Below are 19,252 nucleotides of genomic sequence, written 5' to 3'. Positions count from 1 at the left end.
ACTTTATACTAATATTGCCCCAACACAGCAAACAATCTGCGGTTCTTCTGGAATTAAAAGCTTTTTATTTAACTTTTTTTCAAACATATCAACTAAAACTTTATTTTTAGCGACTCCACCACTAAATACTATATTTTGTATTTTAAGCTTGTTTATCATTGGAATAACTCTATTTATTATACTATCATAAACTCCCATTAAAATCTCTTCTTTTGGAATTTTTTTAGACAGTAAGCTTATTATTTCACTTTCAGCAAAAACTGCACACATTGATGATATTTTAGCAACATTATCTGATTTATATTTATTTACTTCATTTTTATTAATTTTTAAAATATCTAAAGCTTTTTCTAAGAATTTTCCAGTTCCAGCAGCACATTTATCTGATAGGATAAAATCAATAACTTTACCATCTTTATTAATTTTTAAAACCTTTGTATCCTGTCCTCCAATATCTACAACTCCATCCGCATCTTTAAAGAAATAATTAGCTCCCTTTCCTAAAGCAATAACTTCTGGAACTACTTTATCTGCAAAACTAATCTTATGCCTTCCGTATCCTGTTGCTATAATTTTATCTATTGAATATTTTTTCTCAATCTCTTTAACCATTTTTAATAAAATATCCTCTTCAATAACTACTCCAATATCTTCAACTTTATACCAAACTATTCTCTCATCTTCTATTAGAACCATTTTTGTAGTTGTAGAGCCAACATCTATTCCCAAAATCATTCTATCATCTTCTTTAAATTTTTTATAAATTCTTCATAATCTTCTTCATTTTTTGGATATTCTATTACCTTAATGTTGATATTTAAATTTTCAATCTCCTTTAAAAGTTCTTCCATTAGGATTCCTCTATTTTTAAAAATATCACATGTTGGAGAGTTTTCTATTCCAATTAAAATAAATTTGAAGTCATCTTTTATATATTCTTGCAAATATTTAATTATTGGATTTAAAAGTTCTCTGCAGAGTTTTCTATATTCTTTTGTGTCATATTCCTCTTTTGTTTTTCCTTCTCTATTAATTCCTAAATAAAGCAACTCTGGACATGGTAATTGGATTATTGCATAGTTATTCTTTAAAAGAATTTCAACAACCTCATTAAAAGCCCCTTCAGCTCTCTCCAAACCATTAACAACACTATTTTGATTTAATATACAGTGAGAAACAATAGCTATCTTTTTTCCTTTCATACTATCACAAAAGAAAAAGAGATTTAAATTTTAAATTAATATTGCCTTTACTAATGGGACCACAAACTTATGGAATATAACTGCTCCAACGGCTAATCCAATTAAATAGGCAATAGCTGTTTTATTCCCTTCAGCAGCCATAACGTAGTTTCTTAATGGACAACCTCCTTGAATAACTGAGAAAAATCCTACTCCAAATCCACCAATAATAGCTACTATTAAATGCCCCATTAAAGTTCCACTTGCGCCCAATGGGTCTCCTGGAATTGGAGCTAATCCCTTATCAACAAACCACGGAAACGCTGAAATTAATCCAGCAGCACTAAATATAATATATCCAATTAATGCTCCAGCAAAGAACCCAAATAAACCTTTGATTAACCATGTATCTTTTATTAAATAGAAATCTCTCATTCCTCCAACAAAACACATTCTTGCTCTCTGGAATAAATAACCTAAAATTATTCCAAATACAAATGTTCCAATTACGTGAAGATATTCCATAAAACCACCCTAAATATTTTTAGAGGTTTCTTTTTAAGTAAACCTCACTTGCTACAACTACCCCAGCAAACATAGCTATTAAACTAATCAACGCTATAATATCTCCATAAGCTGTTCTTAAAGTCTCTCTAACAGGACAACCTCCCATTAATAGGGCAAAATTAATAACCAAAATTCCTAAAATAAAACCAATAGCTGGATTGTGTGTTTGTTTTATTTTAAACTCTTTATGAACAAATGCTGCTATTAAAGCCCCAATAAAGATACCTACAACAGTTAAAACAGGAAAAACTTTTGATACAGGAGCTAAACCTAATGAAGTTCCAAATAAGTGATTGACAATCCAATTTACTAAATCTCTTGTGTGACATGCTATACAGATACCATAAGCTGGTGGAGGGAACACTTTAAACAATGCCTGCAACATTGCTGCTGTAAAACCTCCTATCAACCCTGCTGTTAATGGGGAAATTCTCATTTCCTCACCATCTTTAGGTTTTTTAATATGTAATTTAGAAGAGGTTAGGGTTTATTTAAAATTTTTAATTATAAAAAATTTTTTGTAAAAAAATCTAATGGATATTTGGTTATTAGAAAAATTAATTAGATGATTTAAAAATAAATTTTAAAAAATTCTTAATTATTAAAATTATTAAATTAAATAGAAATAGTAATAAATAAATCTTAAATAAATTGGTGATAAACTTGGATTTATTGAGAATTGTTGAAATATTTAAAGAGGATGTGATAAGAAATATAATTTTTATTTCAATAATTGCAGTTATCCTTACAATAATCTCCATACACTGCTTTTCTTGGGATGAGGGATTTTCAGATAATGTTAGATATATTTTAAGTGCTTTACTACAAACTCAGGCAGGAATGATTGGAATAATAGTTTCAATTACAATTATTGCTATACAGATGGTTAGTCAGCAATATTCAACAAGAATTGGTCATATAATATTAAACAAAACATTTTGGGCATTTATTTTATCTTATTTAATTTCAATGGGTTATGAGGTTTTTGCTTTAGGTTTTTTACCAGTAAAAAAAGATATTGTTATTGGAAGTTTCACAATCCCATACAATTTTTTAATATACTTAGTGTTTTTCTTTGCATACTTTGATTTTTTTAATTGTAATCCCATATATAAAAAGCACAATCTACAATTTAAGACCTGAAGTTGTTATAGAGAAGTTAATAAAATCAATTGATAAAAAGGAAATTGAAAACTATAGGTTAGTGAATTCTGAATATGTAAATTACAGATCTGCAAAAGATATTCCAAGAAATCCTTTAAGAACTATTTATTACATAATAGAAAAGGGGTCTTCCCGATGTAGTCAAATATAGACAATTATAGACATTTTAAATATTTTCCATTAAAATTGACGGTATAGACTACATCGGGATTGGGCGTCATGAGTTTCAGCTCCCCTCTGGGTTCATCGGGGAGCATATCATCAACCTCCGCCCCAGACACGGGGACCCCAGCTCCGCCTTTCAATTTTTTTAACCAATTTAATTCCTCTTTTAAAAATATTGAAAGAGCCTACTAACTGTCTATTAAATGATTTTTTACAATTCGGACAATAAACAACCTGCCCCTCTTGGGACTCCATTTTACTCCCGCATACGGGACAGGTTTTTGATGTGTAGTGTGGATTTACATATAAAACAATACTCTTATATTCTAACTGTTTAGCAATACTCTTCCAACTCGTTCTATCTAATTCTCTATGAAATTTCGAATTTTTATCGTACATATTGAACTTATTTAGGTCTTCGAAGATAAAAATAGCATTAGGGAATAAACGAGACAATTGAGTTGTAAGTTTATTGATAAAATCTTTAACTCGGTTTTTTCTTCTATTGAGATATTTTTTTAATAACCTCCCTATTCGTTTAGGAGATTTTTTATAAATAGATTTTAATTTATCAATGATAATATCATAAACCACTTTAATTCTATGGAGTTCGGATAAATCAACTCTAATCCATCCTTCAATTGGATGATATATATCGAGAGATTTTAGATTGCTATAAACTCCAACAATTATTTCTCTATTCGAATGGTCTAAAGATTGTTTGAAAGTTAGATAAGCAGAGTTCTCCTTCAAAATAATTTCTCCAATCTCCCAATCTTTAACCTTATCGAAAAACCATTCATCTTTAATGTTTAAAATTAAATATTCCTTTCTCGGCTTAATAGTAATTTTAATTTCTCCTTTTTCTTTATTGTATTTTATTAAAGTAGTTTTAACTCTAACGAAGGGTCTTTTAAATATCACCTTAGTTCTTTTTCTTAATCCCTTTAAATAATTAGATTTCCAACTATCTATTGTTGAATATGCCACTTTAATGGCCGCATCGATATAATGGGAAGCATAATTCCAGCCGTTTAATAATCTTCTCCTTAACTCCCTCTTAAAATCTTTATCTTTGGGAATTTCTGGGATTAACCGAACGGTAGTGTAGTATTTATAATTATTTCCAACTTTATACCGATGTTTAACTACTTTTTCTTTCCAATAGATATTGCTCCAGATAATATCAACTGCCTTTTGAGAGAGATTTAAAAAATCGATTAGAAAATTATTTATATTATAATTGTGAGAAACCTTATATGCCAGAATGATTTGGTTGGGGATTTTATTCCTCATTTTATCACCGAAATTTTTATCTCTTTTTATTATTAATGAATTATTTTACAAAGTATAAAAAGATTTCTTTTTTAACTGTCGATAAATGAGTATATTTGTCTATCTATGCCTATATATTTTTAAACAGTTTTAAACGGCATTATATTTAAAACATTATATGACTGTAAGAAATGCTATAATTCTATTGGGAAGTTATTATGAAGAGTTAAATAATAAAACAAAGAACCAAGATGAGAGATTTTTTAGAATATACATTGCCATTATCGTTAAAATTGCCTGTTTAGCCAATGACTCACCAATTTCAATTACCAGAGAGGCGATAATATCCTTAAAAAAGATAATAACTTATGAGCTATCCAACAATATAAATAGAGCAATTTATGCGTTAAAAGGAATAGAAAAAATTGTATTAGCTAATATTAATACTAAAAATAAAAGTAGGATAAAAATAATTGTGTCATACGCTTTAAAAAATTTAAGTAAAGTTTAAATTTAAGTAAAGTTTCAGAAGAATTATTAACAAAATCTCCAAACGATAAAATTTATAAATTTTTTGATGAATTATTGAATATTAATATATATAATAATATTATTAAAGATATTTAAAAAATCTTTAAACATTCTCTTACTACTTCAAGAATACGCAAATATAAATGAGAATAAATATATAGAAAGATTCAACAAAACAGTTAAAAATATTGAGGATTTACTAAAAAGTTATGGATATAACGATTTATTAATGGAATTATCACAGTTTTTATCATTGTAATATTTTTTTATATTTGTATTTATAATGTTCAACTTTCAAACCATAATTATATAAATATAACCTTGACTAATATTTTAAAACCTAACAAAATCTTATCTCTTTTATACCCAATTTATGGAGGGTTGTTTATGTGTGGAATTATCGGTTTTATGAGTAGAAAAAAAAGAATGATAAAAGGAGATAAAATAGCATTAGCACTGGATAGTTTAAAAGAGAGAGGTAATGGTAAAGGGTCTGGATATGTAGGTTATGGAATTTATCCAACAAAATATAAAGATTGCTATGCATTTCACATATTATTTGACAACACTCCAAAATTTGAAAAAATAAAAATAAATGTTGAAAATATATTGGAAGAGTATGGAACTATTGTTAAAGATGAGGAAATACCAACAGAAGAAGGAATAATTGAAAAAGTTCATATTCCATGGAGATACTTCTATGAAGTTGATGAAAAATATTCTGATAGAGAGGAGGATGTCATAGTAGATATTGTAATGGAAATTAACGATAAAGTTGATGGTGCCTTTGTTATCTCAAGTGGTAAAGATTTAGGCGTTTTTAAGGCAGTAGGATGGCCTAATGAGGTAGCAGAGTTTTATAGAATAGATAGATATGAAGGTTATTTATGGTTAGCTCACGCAAGATATCCAACAAATACAATGGCGTGGTGGGGAGGAGCTCATCCTTTCAATTTATTAAATTGGAGTGTAGTGCATAATGGTGAGATAACAAGTTATGGAACTAATAAAAGGTTTGTTGAAATGTTTGGGTATAAGTGTAGATTATTAACTGACACTGAAGTTGTTACCTATATCTTGGATTTGTTAATGAGAAAGCATAAAGTTCCAGTAGAATATGCATTATCTGCCTTAGCCCCAAGATTTTGGGATGAAATTGATAAAATGCCAGAAGAAGAGAGAGAGTTGCATACTGCAATAAGATTAACTTATGGAGGGGCTATGTTAAATGGTCCATTTGCCATTGCAGTTGGAACACCAAGTGGTTTAATCTTTATGAATGGAGATATTGAAAAAGAAACTACTATGTTTGGTTTAACAGATAGAATTAAGTTAAGACCATTAATTGCCGCTGAAAAAGATGACTTGATATTTATTTCAAGTGAAGAATCTGCAATAAGAAGAATTTGTCCAGACTTAGACAGAGTTTGGATGCCTGATGCAGGAGTTCCAGTAATTGCAAGAGTTTGGAAGTAAGTTTATTATTACCTAAACAATAATAAAAAATTAAAAAATTTTTGGATGTGAAAGCATGATTCCAAGCTATGTTCCTCCAAAGTATAAGGTAGAGGTAGATCCAAATAAATGTATGCTATGTGAGAGATGTACTGTAGAGTGTTCTTGGGGAGTTCATAGAAGAGAGGGAGATAGAATTATTAGTTATTCAAATAGATGTGGAGCATGTCACAGATGTGTAGTAATGTGTCCAAGAGATGCAATTACAATTAAAGAAAACGCTATTTCTTGGAGAAGTCATCCACTGTGGGATATTGATGCGAGAACTGACATATACAATCAGGCAAAAACTGGATGTATCTTGTTAAGTGGAATGGGTAACGCTAAAGAACATCCAATATACTTTGACCATATTGTATTAGATGCCTGTCAGGTTACAAATCCATCTATTGATCCTCTTAGAGAGCCTATGGAGCTAAGAACATATATTGGTAAAAAACCTAAGCAGTTGGAGTTTGAATTTGTTGAGGAAGAAATAGATGGTAAAAAGATTAAAAAAGCCAAGTTAAAAACAAAAATAGCTCCAAATTTAAAGTTAGATACTCCTATAATGATTGCACACATGTCTTATGGGGCTTTATCATTAAATGCCCACTTATCATTTGCCAAGGCTGTTAAAGAATGTGGAACATTTATGGGAACTGGTGAAGGAGGTTTGCCAAAGGCACTCTACCCTTACGCAGATCACATAATTACACAGGTAGCAAGTGGAAGATTTGGAGTAAATGAAGAATATTTAATGAAAGGGGCAGCAATAGAGATTAAAATAGGTCAAGGAGCAAAGCCAGGAATTGGAGGGCATTTACCAGGAGAAAAAGTTACTGCAGAGATTTCAGCAACAAGAATGATTCCTGAAGGTAGTGATGCAATATCTCCAGCTCCTCATCATGACATTTACTCAATTGAAGACTTAGCTCAATTAGTTAGAAGTTTAAAAGAAGCCACAAGATGGAAAAAGCCAGTGTTTGTTAAAATTGCAGCTGTCCACAACGCTCCTGCAATTGCGGTTGGAATTGCTACAAGTGATGCAGATGCAGTAGTTATTGATGGATATAAGGGAGGAACTGGAGCAGCTCCTAAGGTATTTAGAGACCATGTAGGGATTCCAATAGAAATGGCTATTGCCGCAGTTGATAGAAGATTGAGAGAGGAAGGATTGAGAAATGAAATAAGTATTATAGCAAGTGGAGGAATTAGATGTTCAGCAGATGTATTTAAGGCAATTGCATTAGGAGCAGATGCTGTTTATATTGGAACTGCCGCAATGGTGGCTCTTGGCTGTAGAGTATGTGGAAGATGCTATACAGGTTTATGTGCTTGGGGTATTGCCACCCAAAAACCTGAATTAGTTAAAAGATTAGATCCTGAAGTTGGAGCAAAAAGGGTGGCAAATTTAATTAAGGCATGGACTCACGAAATTAAAGAATTGTTAGGAGCGGCAGGAATTAACTCAATAGAAAGTTTAAGAGGTAACAGAGATAGATTAAGGGGAGTAGGATTAAATGAAAAAGAACTTGAAATTTTAGGAATAAAGGCGGCAGGAGAATAATATAATGCTATTATTGTTTATTCTCTCTCTTCTATTATCTTTTAGAATTTACATTTTTAAAAGGTGAAAAATTATGGAAGAGGTAGTTATAGATGCAAAGGATATGCATTATAGGGAGTTAAATGAGAAGATTCATGAAATATTAAATAAAAATCCAGATGTTAAAAAGATAATACTAAAAAATGTTTTAGGACAGAGATTTATTGGAAATGGATTGCAGAAAAAAGATTTAACTATTGAAATTTATGGTATTCCTGGTGGAGACTTAGGAATGTTTATGAGTGGTCCAACAATAATAGTCCATGGTAATGCTGAATTTGCTCCAGGAAACACAATGGATGACGGGACAATAGTTATTTATGGAAGTAGTGGAGATGTAACCGCCCACTCTATGAGAGGAGGAAAGGTTTTTGTTAGAGGAGATGTTGGATATAGAAGTGGAATACATATGAAGGCATACAAAGATAAGGTTCCTGTTCTTGTTATTGGTGGGAGAGCAAAAGATTTCTTAGGAGAATATATGGCAGGAGGTATTATAATAGTTTTAAACATAGATGAAAAAGGAAATGATTTAGGAGAAGTTAAAGGGAGAATGATAGGAACCGGAATACATGGTGGAGCGATATACATTAGAGGTAATGTTGATAAAGACCAATTAGGAGTTGCCGCAGATATAAAAGAATTTACCAAAGAGGATTTAGAAAAAATTAAGCCATATATTGAAGAATTTTGTAAATGGTTTAATCTTTCAGATGAAATTAAAAACAAATTATTAAATTCAAAATGGACAAAAATAGCACCAATTTCAAAAAGACCATTTGGAAAACTCTATACTCCAGATTTAATGTAATAAAATGTAATAATTCGTTTTTATTTAAATTTAAATTAGAATTAGTAATATTTTAAAAATTAAGATGGATTAGGTGAGATTAATGAAATCATATAAAAATCTAAAAGAGGAAGTTTGGGATACAAATAGATGCAGTGGCTGTGGTGCCTGTGTAGCAGTATGTCCAGTGAATAACTTATATTTTGTAGAGGAAAGCCCAGTAAAATTTGAATGCGACGAATGTTCTTGTATCTTAATACCAACTGACATAACAACTGAGCATCCAATTTCTGCAGAATTTTGTAAAACAGTTGTGTATGATGTCCCATGTGGATCTTGTTATGATGCTTGCCCGAGGATAAAAAAATCTTCAGTTCCTAAGAAGGACGGATTAGGAAATATATTAAAAGCAGTAAAGGCAAAATCTTTAATAGAAATAAAGAATGCTCAAAATGGTGGGGTTGTAACGGCAATATTGGCAAATGCCTTTGAAGAAGGATTAATTGATGGAGCTATTGTTATGATAGATGATAAATTTACCTTAGAGCCTACATCATACTTATCTTTATCAAAAGAAGATGTTATAAAAGCGGCAGGAAGTAAATATCTTTGGAAAGGACCTATATTAAAATCATTAAAAACTGCTGTTATGGAGAAAAAATTAAAGAAGTTGGCAGTAGTAGGAACTCCATGTGTAATTAATGCAATCACTCAAATAATGGCATCAGCAGATAATGATTTATTAAAACCATTTAAAAATGCCATAAGATTGAAGATTGCCATATTCTGTTTTGAAACTTACGATTACAATAAAATGATTAAAAAACTAAAATCAGAAGGTATAGAACCTTGGGAAATTAGAAAAATGGATATTGAATCTGGAAAATTAAAAATTAAGTTAATAAATGGAGATGTTGTTGAATACAAATTAAAAGATTTAGAAGATTTAATGAGAAGTGGCTGTAAGGTTTGTGGTGATTTTACTGGATTAACATCTGATATTTCAGTAGGTAATGTTGGTAGTGAGGAAGGATATTCAACAGTTTTAATAAGAAATAAATGGGGAGAAGGTTTCTTTAAAAGGGCTGTTTATAATGGTTACTTAACTTATGATGAAGATGTAGATTTAGAAGCAGTTAAAAAACTATCTGAATTAAAAAAGTCAAGAGTAAAAAATAAAAATAAAAATTAATAACTTATTCAATATACTTTGTTTTATCTTCAACGCCAGCCATTAAAAAAGCTCTTTTCCTTCTAATGCAACTTTCACATTTTCCACAGTGTAAAAAATCTTCTCCATTGTCTTTATAACACGAATAAGTATATTTTAAAACCTCTACGCCAAGCTTTTTCTCAATCTCATGACCAATTTTAACGATCTCTTCTTTAGTTTTATCGTATAATGGTGCCTCTATCTTAACCTTATTTAAAGTTCCATATTCTAAAGCTTTATTAAATGCATTAACAAACTCTATGGTGTTGTCAGGAAATGTTACTCCTTCCTCTTTATTTATTCCGATAAATACTTTTTTTGCATCTAAAGCTTCAGCAAAACCACTGGCAATACTAAACATTATTAAGTTTCTTGCAGGAACCCACACAGATTTCATAGTTTCATAAACTTTCTCACTTTCCAATTCTTCTATTTTTAAAGTAGGAATTTCTTTGTCAGTAATTAAAGAACTTTTTTTAAATTGTTTAACGAATGGCAAATCAACGACAATAGGTTTAATATTTAATATTTCACAAATTTTTTTTGCTGAATTTATCTCTCTTTTAGCTGCTTTTTGCCCATAGTTAAAAATAACTGCTGTAAGGTCATAACCTAAATCTTTGGCTATTAATGTCGCTACAGTAGAATCTAATCCACCACTTAAAACAGTTACCGCTTTCATAGTATCACTAATAATTTTATTTTATTTGTTCTAAAAAAATTAATTTAAATTTATGGAAATTTAGTTTAATAAAAAAATAAAATTTGAAGTAATAATTTAGTAGATTAAGTATTTACTAACTTCCCAGTCAGTAACTGATATTCTGAAATCATCCCATTCAGCTCTCTTAATCTCCATATAGTTTTCGTAGATGTGCTTACCTAATGCTTTTTGTAATACTTCGTCACATTCTAATTCATCTAATGCTGCTGCTAAGTTTGCAGGGACTGACTCAATTCCTAACTGTTTCTTCTCTTCTTCTGACATCTTGAAGATGTTTCTCTCAACAGGCTCTGGAGCTTCCATTTTTTTCTTAATTCCATCTAAACCTGCTGCTAACATACAGGCGAATGCTAAGTATGGGTTGCATGTTGGGTCTGGAGCTCTGAACTCAATTCTTGTAGCCTTACCTCTTGCAGCTGGAACTCTGATTATAGCACTTCTGTTCTTGTTAGCCCATGCAATATTTACTGGAGCTTCGTATCCTGGAACTAATCTCTTGTATGAGTTAACTGTTGGGTTTGTTACAGCAACTAATGCCTTAGCATGGCTTAAAATTCCAGCTATATAGCTTAAACAGGTTTCACTTAACCCATTGTATGGTCCTTCTGGATCGTAGAATGATGGTTCTCCGTTAAACCAAACACTCTGGTGGCAGTGCATACCGTTTCCATTCATTCCAAAGAATGGTTTTGGCATAAATGTTGCTCTTAATCCATGTTTCTTAGCAATGTTTTTAATTGTCATTTTGAATGTTACAACGCTATCAGCAGTTTTTAAAGCGTTATCGAATTTGAAATCAACTTCGTGCTGTCCAGGAGCTACTTCGTGGTGTGATGCTTCAACGTGGAATCCAAGGTTTTCTAATGCTAAGACAATATCTCTTCTTATGTCTGGAGCTTCATCTAATGGCTCAACATCGAAGTAGCCACCATCATCTGCTGGAATCCATCTGTGTGGGTTGTGTGGGTCTCTCTTTAACAAGAAGAACTCTGGTTCTGGTCCTACGAAGAACTCTCCATTCATTTCTTCTTTTAATTCATTTAAAATAGCTTTTAATCTACTTCTTGGATCTCCTTCGAATGGAGTCTTTTCGTTTCTATAAACATCACAGATAACTCTTGCGACACTTTTCTCTTCAGGTCTCCATGGTAAAACAGAGAGTGTGGATAAATCTGGCTTTAATAACATATCTGACTCTTCTATTCCAACAAAACCTGTAATTGATGAACCATCAAACCATACTCCGTTTTCAAATATTTCTCTTAATTCTTCAATTCCCTTTTCTCCACTTTTTACTGGATATGCTACATTTTTTGGGAACCCTAAAATATCGACAAACTGGAATCTTATAAATTTAACATTGTTCTTTTTTACATACTCAATTGCTTGCTCAACATTCATATATATCCCCCTAATGTATTTTAATGTTGTTTGCTAAAACAATCTGGAAATAAGTTTCCTATTACCATATATATAATTTACGGTTTAGTTTAGGGTTAATTAACATATAAAAATATAAAAATAAAAATCTATTCATAGATTTCAATTGCTTTATTGTAGCATTCTATAGCCTCATCGATTCTTCCAAGTTTTTCAAGAGCTACAGCTTTTCCATTCCAGGCTTCTGGGAAATTAGGATTAATCTCTAATACTTTATCAAAACACTTTATAGCCTCTTCATATTTTCCTAATTTGTTTAAGATAATTCCATTATATAGATATAGTAGTGGGTCTTCTGGGTTTAATTTTAGAGATTTTTTTGTATATTCGAGAGCTTGATGTAATCTCCCAAGGTAAATTAAAATCTGTATTATATACATTAATGCTTTTATATCTTTACTACTTCTCTCAAAAACCTTTTTAAAGCATTTTAGTGCCTCTCCATACCTTCCAAGTTTAAATAATATTTCTCCTTTGTATTGTAAAGATTGACAATCATTAGGATTTATTTTTAGAGCTTTATCAAAGCATTCTAAAGAATTTTTAAGCTTTCCTTCTCTATATAGTATCTCTCCTTTCTCTGCCCAGGCAATGGCTGAATTTGGATATTTTTTTAATATATCTTCAAGAATTTTTAATGCTGAATCATATTCTCCAAGTTTTTTTAGTATATAAGCAGTAGCATATTTGACAGATAAGTCAGATTTTTTTAATTTATATAATTTTAAAAACACATCTTTTGCTTCTTCTAATCTACCTAAACTTATCAATAAGAATCCTTTTAAAAAATTTGCCAGGATGTAGTTTGGTTTTATTTTTAATGCCTTATTAAAGTATTCTAATGCTTCGTTATTTTTTCCCATTGTTCTTAATATTCTTCCTTTTCTTACATAGATGTCTGGAGCTTTTCTAATTTCTAAGATTCTGTCAATTAGATAAAGAGCTTTTTCGTAGTTCTTTTTTTCAAGTGCATCAAAATATTCCTCCCATAAAATGCTTTCATTATGCATTTCCATAACTTTCCCTCCCCGATGTTAATAATAAATAATTAAATATTTAATTTAACACTAACAATATAATTTACGAATTTCGTCATAATAGTAACATGCAATTTATAAATTATATTAAAATACCGTGCAGAAATATATACTTTTCTATATTTTAAAACGAGACTGCCAAGATAAAGAATAGACGTCAGTTATAGAAGAAAAAAAGATTTAAACATGAGAACATTTAGTTCTTCGCAGGAGTAAGAAAAATATTTTTATACATAACAATCTTAATATATTATAAGATTGAGATTTTATAAAAAATAATCATTTGTATATTTGGTTATTCTTTTTCATAATTTTATGATTTTTAGAAAAATTTATATACTTCCTAATATATATAGGAAATAAGTTTCCTTTTACATAGGAATATAAATTCCGTTTTCTGGGAGAAATTATAGGGTGATACCAATGGCTACAGCAGATTTATTTACAAATGCTACAGATATACACACAATAGTTCAGGCACTAATAACATTGGCTAATGCGAGTGATGTTTTCTTCCTTGTAGTTATGGGAGTTCTCGTTTTCATGATGCAGTGGGGCTTTGCGATGCTCGAAGGAGGGCAGGTTAGAAAGAAAAACGCTAACAATGTTATGATGAAAAACATGGTTGATTGGCTAATTGGTTGTGTTGCATGGTTGTTTATTGGTGGAATATTATGGAAACATGGATTTGATTTTTCAGCATATATTGACTGGTGGAGTAAAATATTTGGCACAAACTGGCCAAACAATGGGTTAGATTTAGCGAGCTGGTTCTTTGGTTTAGTATTCTGTGCAACAGCGGCAACTATAGTTTCAGGTGGAGTTGCAGAAAGAATTAAGTTCAGTGCTTATGTATTGATTTCATTAATTATTACAGCACTATTATATCCACTGTTTGTTTATTTGGGTCCTTGGGGAGCAAGTATTGTTCCATGGCATGATTATGCTGGAAGTTTGGTTGTCCACGGTTTAGGTGGATTTTTAGCTTTAGGAGCTATAATGGCATTAGGTCCAAGAATTGGTAGATTTGTCGATGGAAAACCAATTCCGATTTTAGGGCATAACATTCCAATGGCAGTTTTTGGAGCGTTTGCTTTAGCAATAGGTTGGTATGGGTTCAATGTAGGAAGTTCATTAGCATTGGGAGATATTTCAGGATTGGTTTGTGCAACAACAACAATGGCTATGGCTGGAGGAGGAATTGGAGCTTTAATAGCCTCTAAGAAGGATGTTCTATTTACAGCAAACGGTATTGTTGCTGGTTTAGTAGCTATCTGTTCAGGAACCGATGTAGTTAGTCCAGTTGGTGGTTTAATAATTGGATTACTTGCTGGATTACAAGTTCCAATAGTTTATAGACTGATTGAAAAATGTGGATTGGATGATGTTTGTGGAGTAGTCCCAGTTCATGGAACTGCAGGAGTTGTTGGAGCTATTTTAGCAGGAATCTTTGGAATGGAATTATTTGGAGGTGCTGGAGGGGTTAGCTTAGTAGATCAAATAATAGGTTCAGTATTTTGCATTGTTTATGGAACTGGTTTAGGATATATACTTGCTAAACTTGTAGGATTAGTAACAGGAGGTTTAAGAGTTAGTGAAGAAGAAGAAAGAATGGGTCTTGATTTAGCAGAGCACAAAATGCCTGCATATCCAGAAGAGGAAACGTCTTTTGCCTAATGCCTAAATTTTATTATTTAAAAAAAGTTAGAAAAATAAAAAAATAAATTATAAAAAGAAGAAGATAAAACTATAATTAGGGGGATAAAATGAAAAAGATAGAAGCAGTAATTAGGCCAGAGAAATTAGAGATAGTAAAAAAGGCGTTATCAGAAAATGGATTTTTAGGGATGACAGTTACAGAGGTTAAAGGAAGAGGAGTTCAAGGAGGTATAGTTGAGAGATACAGAGGAAGGGAGTATATAGTAGATTTATTACAAAAAGTAAAAATTGAATTAGTTGTAAAAGACGATGATGTTGAGAAAGTTATTGATATTATATGTGAAAATGCAAGAACTGGTAACCCCGGAGATGGTAAAATCTTCGTAATCCCTGTCGAAGATGTCGTTAGAGTTAGAACCGGCGAAAGAGGTGAAAATGCTTTATAATATATTTCCTATTTTTTCTTTATTATATTTTTTATATTATTTTCATTCAATCATTTAAAAAAAGTTTTTTAGTGAAATTATGATGTTTAAAGCTGTTAAGATAATAGTTACATATAATAAAAATTTAGTAGTAGATAAAGAATTAAGAATATCTTTTTGATTTTTATATAAAGATTTAATATTGTTATTTAAAGTTTCCATCTTTTTATTTTGGTTATTTATACTGTTTTCAATGTTTTTTAAATTAATAGAAACTTCTTTTAAAAATTTTTTTATGTTATTTATTTCATTTTTAACATTTGTTGAATTATCATATGTTTTTTCAATTTTTTCTAAGTAATCTTTTAAACTTTCTGCAAATTTTAAATATTCTTCTAATTTATTTTTTAATTCATTCAACTCAGATACTGACAAATTAATATTTTCGTTTGTTATTTTTAATCCATAGTGTATTTCTGCAACATAGTTATTAATTTCAGAAATCAATTCGTTAAGTTTACTTATAATTTCATCCAATATAATTTCAGCCTCTAGGACACTTAAAGATTTTTTGTCAATATCTTCTATTATTTTATTTATCCAATCTATCTGCCTATTATTTCTCATTTTATTCACCTAAATAGACATCATAAATAAACAAATAAATAATTACAAATTTAAATTAAAATAAAATCATAAAATTTCATAAATTTCAGACATCTTTATAACTCCCTCCCTAATAGGAATTATTTTATTATCTTCTATTTTAATAATTGTAGAGGGCTTAGAATACTTACACTTTCCAATATCAATAACATAATCTACATTATCTAAAACTTCTTTGTCTATTTCGTCGATAGATGTAGGGCTTTCTTTTCCAGATATATTTGCTGAGGTTGTTGTTAAAGGAACTATTGATAACTCTCTAATTGTTGGTTCATCTGGAACTCTTATTCCAATGTATTCCTTAGAAACTATATCAGGAATTACATCCTTTTTCTTTAAAATTATAGTTAAAGGTCCTGGTAAAAAAGTATCAATAATCTTTTTAGCCAAATCATTTACATAAGCATATTTTTCAATATCTTCTTTATCTTTAACGCAGATTGATAATGGCTTATTTAAATCTCTTTTTTTTATTTGATAAACTTTTTTTACTAATTCTTCATCTAACGCATTTGCAGATATTCCATATAATGTATCCGTTCCACAGATAATAATTTTTCCTTTTAGTATCTCACCTTTTAAAAAATTTAATATATTTACTCTTTCCTTTTCATCAAGTTCATAAATTTTTATTATTTTGTTTAATTTCATTGTTTCTCCCTTTTTAATATCTCATCTATAAAGGATTATAGCCCCATATCTACATACTCTTACACATTCTCCACATTTTGTACAATTTTTTTCATTTTTTACAACAATTCTATTATTTTCAATGTCAAAGACATTATTTTTACATACTCTATAACACGACAAACAATTCTTACATTTATTATAATCAATTTCAATGATTTTATGTGATTTATTATTTATGGATTTTTTAGTATCTTTTTTATTATTTTTTCTACTAAAAATACTTAAAATTTTAGATAGCAAATTATCACCAAATTATTATTCTATGATTGCATGTTTTAGAGCATCTTTACATATACAATTTCTTTCTCCAAAATCGTAATTTATAAATTCTTCAACAACTTTTAAAATTTTGTCCTCCATTTCTTTTATAGTTTCTAAAACTTCATCAACAGTTAAAATATTCTTTGATATTCCGCAGGCATAGTTTGTAATATTACACAGAGATACATAACATATTTCTAACTCTCTTGCTAAAACAACCTCTGGATAGCCCGTCATTCCTACGACATCACCCCAATTCTTGTAAATCTCTATTTCTTTCTTAGTTTCAAATCTTGGCCCTTCTGTGCAAACATAAACACCTTCTCCATAGGCGAAATTATTTTTATTTAGAATATCTTTTAAAATTTTTCTAAGTTCTGGACAATATGGCTCTGTCATATCTATATGAACTACTTTCCCCTCGTCATAAAAAGTTTCCTCTCTTTTCTTTGTAAATTCAATAAAATCATTTGGAATAAAAAACATTCCAGGCTTTAACTCTTCTTTTAAAGAACCTACAGAGTTTATAGCTAAAATTCTTTCAACACCCAATTTTTTTAATGCATAGATGTTTGCTCTATAATTTACCTTATGTGGAGGAGTATTATGATTAGCTCCATGTCTAAATAATAGAATTACATCTCTTTCTTTATCAAACATAATTTTTGCCTTTCCATATTTAGTTTCTATTATCTCTTCTTTGTCTCCTTTTAATATACTACTAATTCCAGTACCTCCAATTATGCCAATCACTATATCACCATTTAAATTATTTATTAATTACTAAAAATTAATGGAATTCTCCCGATATAGATAATATATAGGCGATTATAGACTACTTTTTACAATTTGGACAATAAACGACATGTCTCTTTTAGGACTCCATTTTACTCCCGCATATGGGACAGGTTATTGAAATATAGGCAGATTAACTAAAATCGTTATCGTTTTATAACTAATTTTTTTTATTTTTTGAATTCATTTGATTTCGGTAGTTTTAGTTTGTTTTTTAATCCATTCAATATGCATTCTATTCTTTGTCGTTATATTTTTTCAATACATATTTAAATACTTGTCTATATTTAATTTATCAATTTTAAACGGTAGAAGACTGTCATCTATACTCTTCCTTTACATTTTTCTCTTTTTATTCTTTTTGGGTTTCTTTTTACCCTTAATTTTTTTATTCTTTTTCTTTTCTTTAACTTTCTTTTTTTTCTTTGGTTTAGGATACTTTCTCTTTATTTCTTCAACTCTCTTATTTAATTTCTCCAATAATTCATCTGCAATATAATCTCCAACATAATCTCCTCTTGCCGCTATTGCCAACTTACATGCCAAAGCCCTCGCTATCTTACCTCTCTGCCATGGAGGAGAACCTTTAATTAGAGGATGATTAAATATAATTCCATGCTTTGGTGGAGTAGCTTTATTTCTCAAATGTGCAAACAACGCCTTTTCAGCACCTAAAACTTGTATAGTTGAGGCAGGCATCTTAGATAACTTTTCCAAACCTCCCGCCAGTCCTATTAATTTTGCCCCCAAAGAAACGCCAGCGAGTTTTGTAATATTTGGACATTCTTCACTCATCAATTTCTCTAAGTATTCATAAAGTTCTTTTCTCTTTTCATATAGGTGGTTAATTTCCTCTGCAAATTTACCTATTACATCTAAATCGTAATCTTCCAACTCTCCACCCATTGAATTTTTTGCCGCCTCAGCAATTTTTTCAGCCAACTTTGATGGTAGTATCTTTTTTAATTGGCTCTTTGTAAAGTTCTCTCTCTTTTTTAACTTTGCTACTAAATAGGCATAAGCCTCATGCTTACTAACTAAGTGGTCCAACTCTGGGAAGTATAAAGAATACCACTCCCTTAATCTTTCTGAAAGTAAATTTAAAGTTTTATCTAAATCAGATATTGCCTCAGCAACTTGAATAATGATTTTATCTTTCTGTTGAGTATAACTTTTTATAAGTTTCTTTGTTAGTTCTGTATTCCAATAGTGCATTTTATTTTTAAAATCCTCATAATTTTTAAAGTATCCCAACTCCTTACCAATTTCAAATAAATTATTTCTCAAATACTCTCCAATTTTGAATGGCTCAACGCTTAAAATTTCTAACTTAACTTCATCATTCCACTCTTCTTTTAACTCATCTGCCATTTTATTTGGATTCGTTCTTAATAAAAACAGCATTTCTGGAATTTTCTCCTCATCAAATAATTTTTTATATTCAATGTCATCTAAACTATTAACTTCCTTGTTATCTTTAACTCCAAACGCACCATAAGGAGTAAATGCTACATATATCAAAGTAATCCCTCCATAAATGTCATAATTTTTTTAAGAATATTT

20 protein-coding genes and 1 pseudogene are annotated in these 19,252 nt (G+C 30.0%); 8 read left to right on the top strand and 13 right to left on the bottom strand.

Translation table 11 applies throughout. From position 1 onward, the window contains the following. Positions 1 to 3 precede the first annotated feature (3 nt). From KMP69_RS04180 to KMP69_RS04165, 4 genes are read right to left on the bottom strand one after another with little or no spacing between them, the layout of a single operon-like run. Positions 4 to 735 (bottom strand): acyl-CoA dehydratase activase, encoded by a 732-nt coding sequence (locus KMP69_RS04180; RefSeq protein WP_214400678.1) that lies wholly within the window; start codon positions 733 to 735, stop codon positions 4 to 6. Next, positions 732 to 1,202: a CD3072 family TudS-related putative desulfidase gene (locus KMP69_RS04175; RefSeq protein WP_214400677.1), complete on the bottom strand. Its 471-nt coding sequence runs from the start codon at positions 1,200 to 1,202 to the stop codon at positions 732 to 734. Before KMP69_RS04175 ends, KMP69_RS04180 begins: the two co-directional genes overlap by 4 nt. 30 nt (positions 1,203 to 1,232) lie before the next feature. Next, entirely contained in the window at positions 1,233 to 1,706 is a 474-nt protein-coding gene (locus KMP69_RS04170) for a YeeE/YedE thiosulfate transporter family protein (RefSeq protein WP_214400676.1), read from the bottom strand. A gap of 19 nt (positions 1,707 to 1,725) precedes the next feature. Further along, complete coding sequence (locus tag KMP69_RS04165; RefSeq protein WP_214400675.1) at positions 1,726 to 2,184, bottom strand: YeeE/YedE thiosulfate transporter family protein; 459 nt, start codon at positions 2,182 to 2,184, stop codon at positions 1,726 to 1,728. A 227-nt stretch (positions 2,185 to 2,411) separates the two neighbouring features. On the opposite strand from KMP69_RS04165, the gene KMP69_RS04160 reads away from it, so the two are divergent. Then, positions 2,412 to 2,891 carry a hypothetical protein gene (locus tag KMP69_RS04160; protein WP_214400674.1) on the top strand — a complete coding sequence of 160 codons (480 nt, stop codon included), beginning with the start codon at positions 2,412 to 2,414 and terminating at the stop codon, positions 2,889 to 2,891. Between the two features lie 176 nt (positions 2,892 to 3,067). On the opposite strand, the pseudogene KMP69_RS04155 reads toward KMP69_RS04160, so the two are convergent. After that, positions 3,068 to 4,373, bottom strand: a pseudogene (locus tag KMP69_RS04155) (IS200/IS605 family accessory protein TnpB-related protein). A gap of 157 nt (positions 4,374 to 4,530) precedes the next feature. Here KMP69_RS04155 and KMP69_RS04150 point away from each other — a divergent pair. The 5 genes from KMP69_RS04150 (at position 4,531) to KMP69_RS04130 (ending at position 9,968) form a co-directional block, all read left to right on the top strand. Next, the gene (locus KMP69_RS04150) at positions 4,531 to 4,863 is read left to right on the top strand and encodes a hypothetical protein (protein WP_214400673.1); all 333 of its coding nucleotides are present in this window, start codon (positions 4,531 to 4,533) and stop codon (positions 4,861 to 4,863) included. Between the two features lie 407 nt (positions 4,864 to 5,270). Next, a complete protein-coding gene (locus KMP69_RS04145) occupies positions 5,271 to 6,359 on the top strand; it encodes a class II glutamine amidotransferase (RefSeq protein WP_214400672.1) in 1,089 nt (362 codons plus the stop codon). Between the two features lie 55 nt (positions 6,360 to 6,414). Next, complete coding sequence (locus KMP69_RS04140) at positions 6,415 to 7,947, top strand: glutamate synthase-related protein (RefSeq protein WP_214400671.1); 1,533 nt, start codon at positions 6,415 to 6,417, stop codon at positions 7,945 to 7,947. Positions 7,948 to 8,020: 73 nt separating this feature from the next. Next, positions 8,021 to 8,797 (top strand): GltB/FmdC/FwdC-like GXGXG domain-containing protein, encoded by a 777-nt coding sequence (locus KMP69_RS04135; RefSeq protein WP_214400670.1) that lies wholly within the window; start codon positions 8,021 to 8,023, stop codon positions 8,795 to 8,797. Between the two features lie 82 nt (positions 8,798 to 8,879). Then, positions 8,880 to 9,968 carry a Coenzyme F420 hydrogenase/dehydrogenase, beta subunit C-terminal domain gene (locus tag KMP69_RS04130; RefSeq protein WP_214400669.1) on the top strand — a complete coding sequence of 363 codons (1,089 nt, stop codon included), beginning with the start codon at positions 8,880 to 8,882 and terminating at the stop codon, positions 9,966 to 9,968. Positions 9,969 to 9,972: 4 nt separating this feature from the next. On the opposite strand, the gene queC is transcribed toward KMP69_RS04130, so the two are convergent. The 3 genes from queC to KMP69_RS04115 all read right to left on the bottom strand — a co-directional run bounded on the left by queC (position 9,973) and on the right by KMP69_RS04115 (position 13,169). After that, a complete protein-coding gene (gene queC, locus KMP69_RS04125; protein WP_214400668.1) occupies positions 9,973 to 10,671 on the bottom strand; it encodes a 7-cyano-7-deazaguanine synthase QueC in 699 nt (232 codons plus the stop codon). 96 nt (positions 10,672 to 10,767) lie between these two features. Beyond that, positions 10,768 to 12,114: a type I glutamate--ammonia ligase gene (gene glnA, locus KMP69_RS04120; RefSeq protein ID WP_214400667.1), complete on the bottom strand. Its 1,347-nt coding sequence runs from the start codon at positions 12,112 to 12,114 to the stop codon at positions 10,768 to 10,770. Positions 12,115 to 12,242: 128 nt separating this feature from the next. Beyond that, positions 12,243 to 13,169 (bottom strand): tetratricopeptide repeat protein, encoded by a 927-nt coding sequence (locus KMP69_RS04115; protein WP_214400666.1) that lies wholly within the window; start codon positions 13,167 to 13,169, stop codon positions 12,243 to 12,245. 444 nt (positions 13,170 to 13,613) lie between these two features. Between KMP69_RS04115 and KMP69_RS04110 the strand changes: the two genes are divergently transcribed. Both KMP69_RS04110 and KMP69_RS04105 read left to right on the top strand, forming a co-directional pair. Next, on the top strand, positions 13,614 to 14,867 hold the full coding sequence (locus KMP69_RS04110; RefSeq protein WP_214400665.1) for an ammonium transporter: 1,254 nt from the start codon (positions 13,614 to 13,616) through the stop codon (positions 14,865 to 14,867). An 89-nt stretch (positions 14,868 to 14,956) separates the two neighbouring features. Then, positions 14,957 to 15,295: a P-II family nitrogen regulator gene (locus KMP69_RS04105; protein ID WP_214399305.1), complete on the top strand. Its 339-nt coding sequence runs from the start codon at positions 14,957 to 14,959 to the stop codon at positions 15,293 to 15,295. A gap of 54 nt (positions 15,296 to 15,349) precedes the next feature. Here the strand turns inward: KMP69_RS04105 and KMP69_RS04100 are convergent, their stop codons facing one another. The 5 genes from KMP69_RS04100 to KMP69_RS04080 form a co-directional block, all read right to left on the bottom strand. Beyond that, complete coding sequence (locus tag KMP69_RS04100; RefSeq protein ID WP_250543635.1) at positions 15,350 to 15,901, bottom strand: coiled-coil domain-containing protein; 552 nt, start codon at positions 15,899 to 15,901, stop codon at positions 15,350 to 15,352. Positions 15,902 to 15,967: 66 nt separating this feature from the next. Next, positions 15,968 to 16,591, bottom strand: a complete 624-nt coding sequence (locus tag KMP69_RS04095) for an L-threonylcarbamoyladenylate synthase (protein ID WP_214400663.1) — start codon at positions 16,589 to 16,591, stop codon at positions 15,968 to 15,970. A gap of 21 nt (positions 16,592 to 16,612) precedes the next feature. Continuing rightward, positions 16,613 to 16,873 carry an ATP-binding protein gene (locus KMP69_RS04090; RefSeq protein ID WP_214400662.1) on the bottom strand — a complete coding sequence of 87 codons (261 nt, stop codon included), beginning with the start codon at positions 16,871 to 16,873 and terminating at the stop codon, positions 16,613 to 16,615. A 15-nt stretch (positions 16,874 to 16,888) separates the two neighbouring features. Then, entirely contained in the window at positions 16,889 to 17,647 is a 759-nt protein-coding gene (gene mtnP / locus KMP69_RS04085; RefSeq protein WP_214400661.1) for an S-methyl-5'-thioadenosine phosphorylase, read from the bottom strand. A gap of 378 nt (positions 17,648 to 18,025) precedes the next feature. Then, complete coding sequence (locus KMP69_RS04080; protein WP_214400660.1) at positions 18,026 to 19,210, bottom strand: hypothetical protein; 1,185 nt, start codon at positions 19,208 to 19,210, stop codon at positions 18,026 to 18,028. Positions 19,211 to 19,252: the final 42 nt, after the last annotated feature.

The organism is Methanocaldococcus lauensis (assembly GCF_902827225.1).
GTDB classification, from domain to species: domain Archaea; phylum AGJL01; class Methanococci; order Methanococcales; family Methanocaldococcaceae; genus Methanocaldococcus; species Methanocaldococcus lauensis.
Note: the sequence above shows the minus strand (reverse complement) of the source record. Positions and strands in the feature narration are given on the sequence as shown.

Bases quoted from the DNA above. Each gene is read 5' to 3' on its own strand.
- KMP69_RS04180 (WP_214400678.1), bottom strand. From the start codon at position 735: ATGATTTTGGGAATAGATGTTGGCTCTACAACTACAAAAATGGTTCTA.
- KMP69_RS04175 (WP_214400677.1), bottom strand. From the start codon at position 1,202: ATGAAAGGAAAAAAGATAGCTATTGTTTCTCACTGTATATTAAATCAA.
- KMP69_RS04170 (WP_214400676.1), bottom strand. From the start codon at position 1,706: ATGGAATATCTTCACGTAATTGGAACATTTGTATTTGGAATAATTTTA.
- KMP69_RS04165 (WP_214400675.1), bottom strand. From the start codon at position 2,184: ATGAGAATTTCCCCATTAACAGCAGGGTTGATAGGAGGTTTTACAGCA.
- KMP69_RS04150 (WP_214400673.1), top strand. From the start codon at position 4,531: ATGACTGTAAGAAATGCTATAATTCTATTGGGAAGTTATTATGAAGAG.
- KMP69_RS04145 (WP_214400672.1), top strand. From the start codon at position 5,271: ATGTGTGGAATTATCGGTTTTATGAGTAGAAAAAAAAGAATGATAAAA.
- KMP69_RS04140 (WP_214400671.1), top strand. From the start codon at position 6,415: ATGATTCCAAGCTATGTTCCTCCAAAGTATAAGGTAGAGGTAGATCCA.
- KMP69_RS04135 (WP_214400670.1), top strand. From the start codon at position 8,021: ATGGAAGAGGTAGTTATAGATGCAAAGGATATGCATTATAGGGAGTTA.
- KMP69_RS04130 (WP_214400669.1), top strand. From the start codon at position 8,880: ATGAAATCATATAAAAATCTAAAAGAGGAAGTTTGGGATACAAATAGA.
- queC (WP_214400668.1), bottom strand. From the start codon at position 10,671: ATGAAAGCGGTAACTGTTTTAAGTGGTGGATTAGATTCTACTGTAGCG.
- glnA (WP_214400667.1), bottom strand. From the start codon at position 12,114: ATGAATGTTGAGCAAGCAATTGAGTATGTAAAAAAGAACAATGTTAAA.
- KMP69_RS04115 (WP_214400666.1), bottom strand. From the start codon at position 13,169: ATGGAAATGCATAATGAAAGCATTTTATGGGAGGAATATTTTGATGCA.
- KMP69_RS04110 (WP_214400665.1), top strand. From the start codon at position 13,614: ATGGCTACAGCAGATTTATTTACAAATGCTACAGATATACACACAATA.
- KMP69_RS04105 (WP_214399305.1), top strand. From the start codon at position 14,957: ATGAAAAAGATAGAAGCAGTAATTAGGCCAGAGAAATTAGAGATAGTA.
- KMP69_RS04100 (WP_250543635.1), bottom strand. From the start codon at position 15,901: ATGAGAAATAATAGGCAGATAGATTGGATAAATAAAATAATAGAAGAT.
- KMP69_RS04095 (WP_214400663.1), bottom strand. From the start codon at position 16,591: ATGAAATTAAACAAAATAATAAAAATTTATGAACTTGATGAAAAGGAA.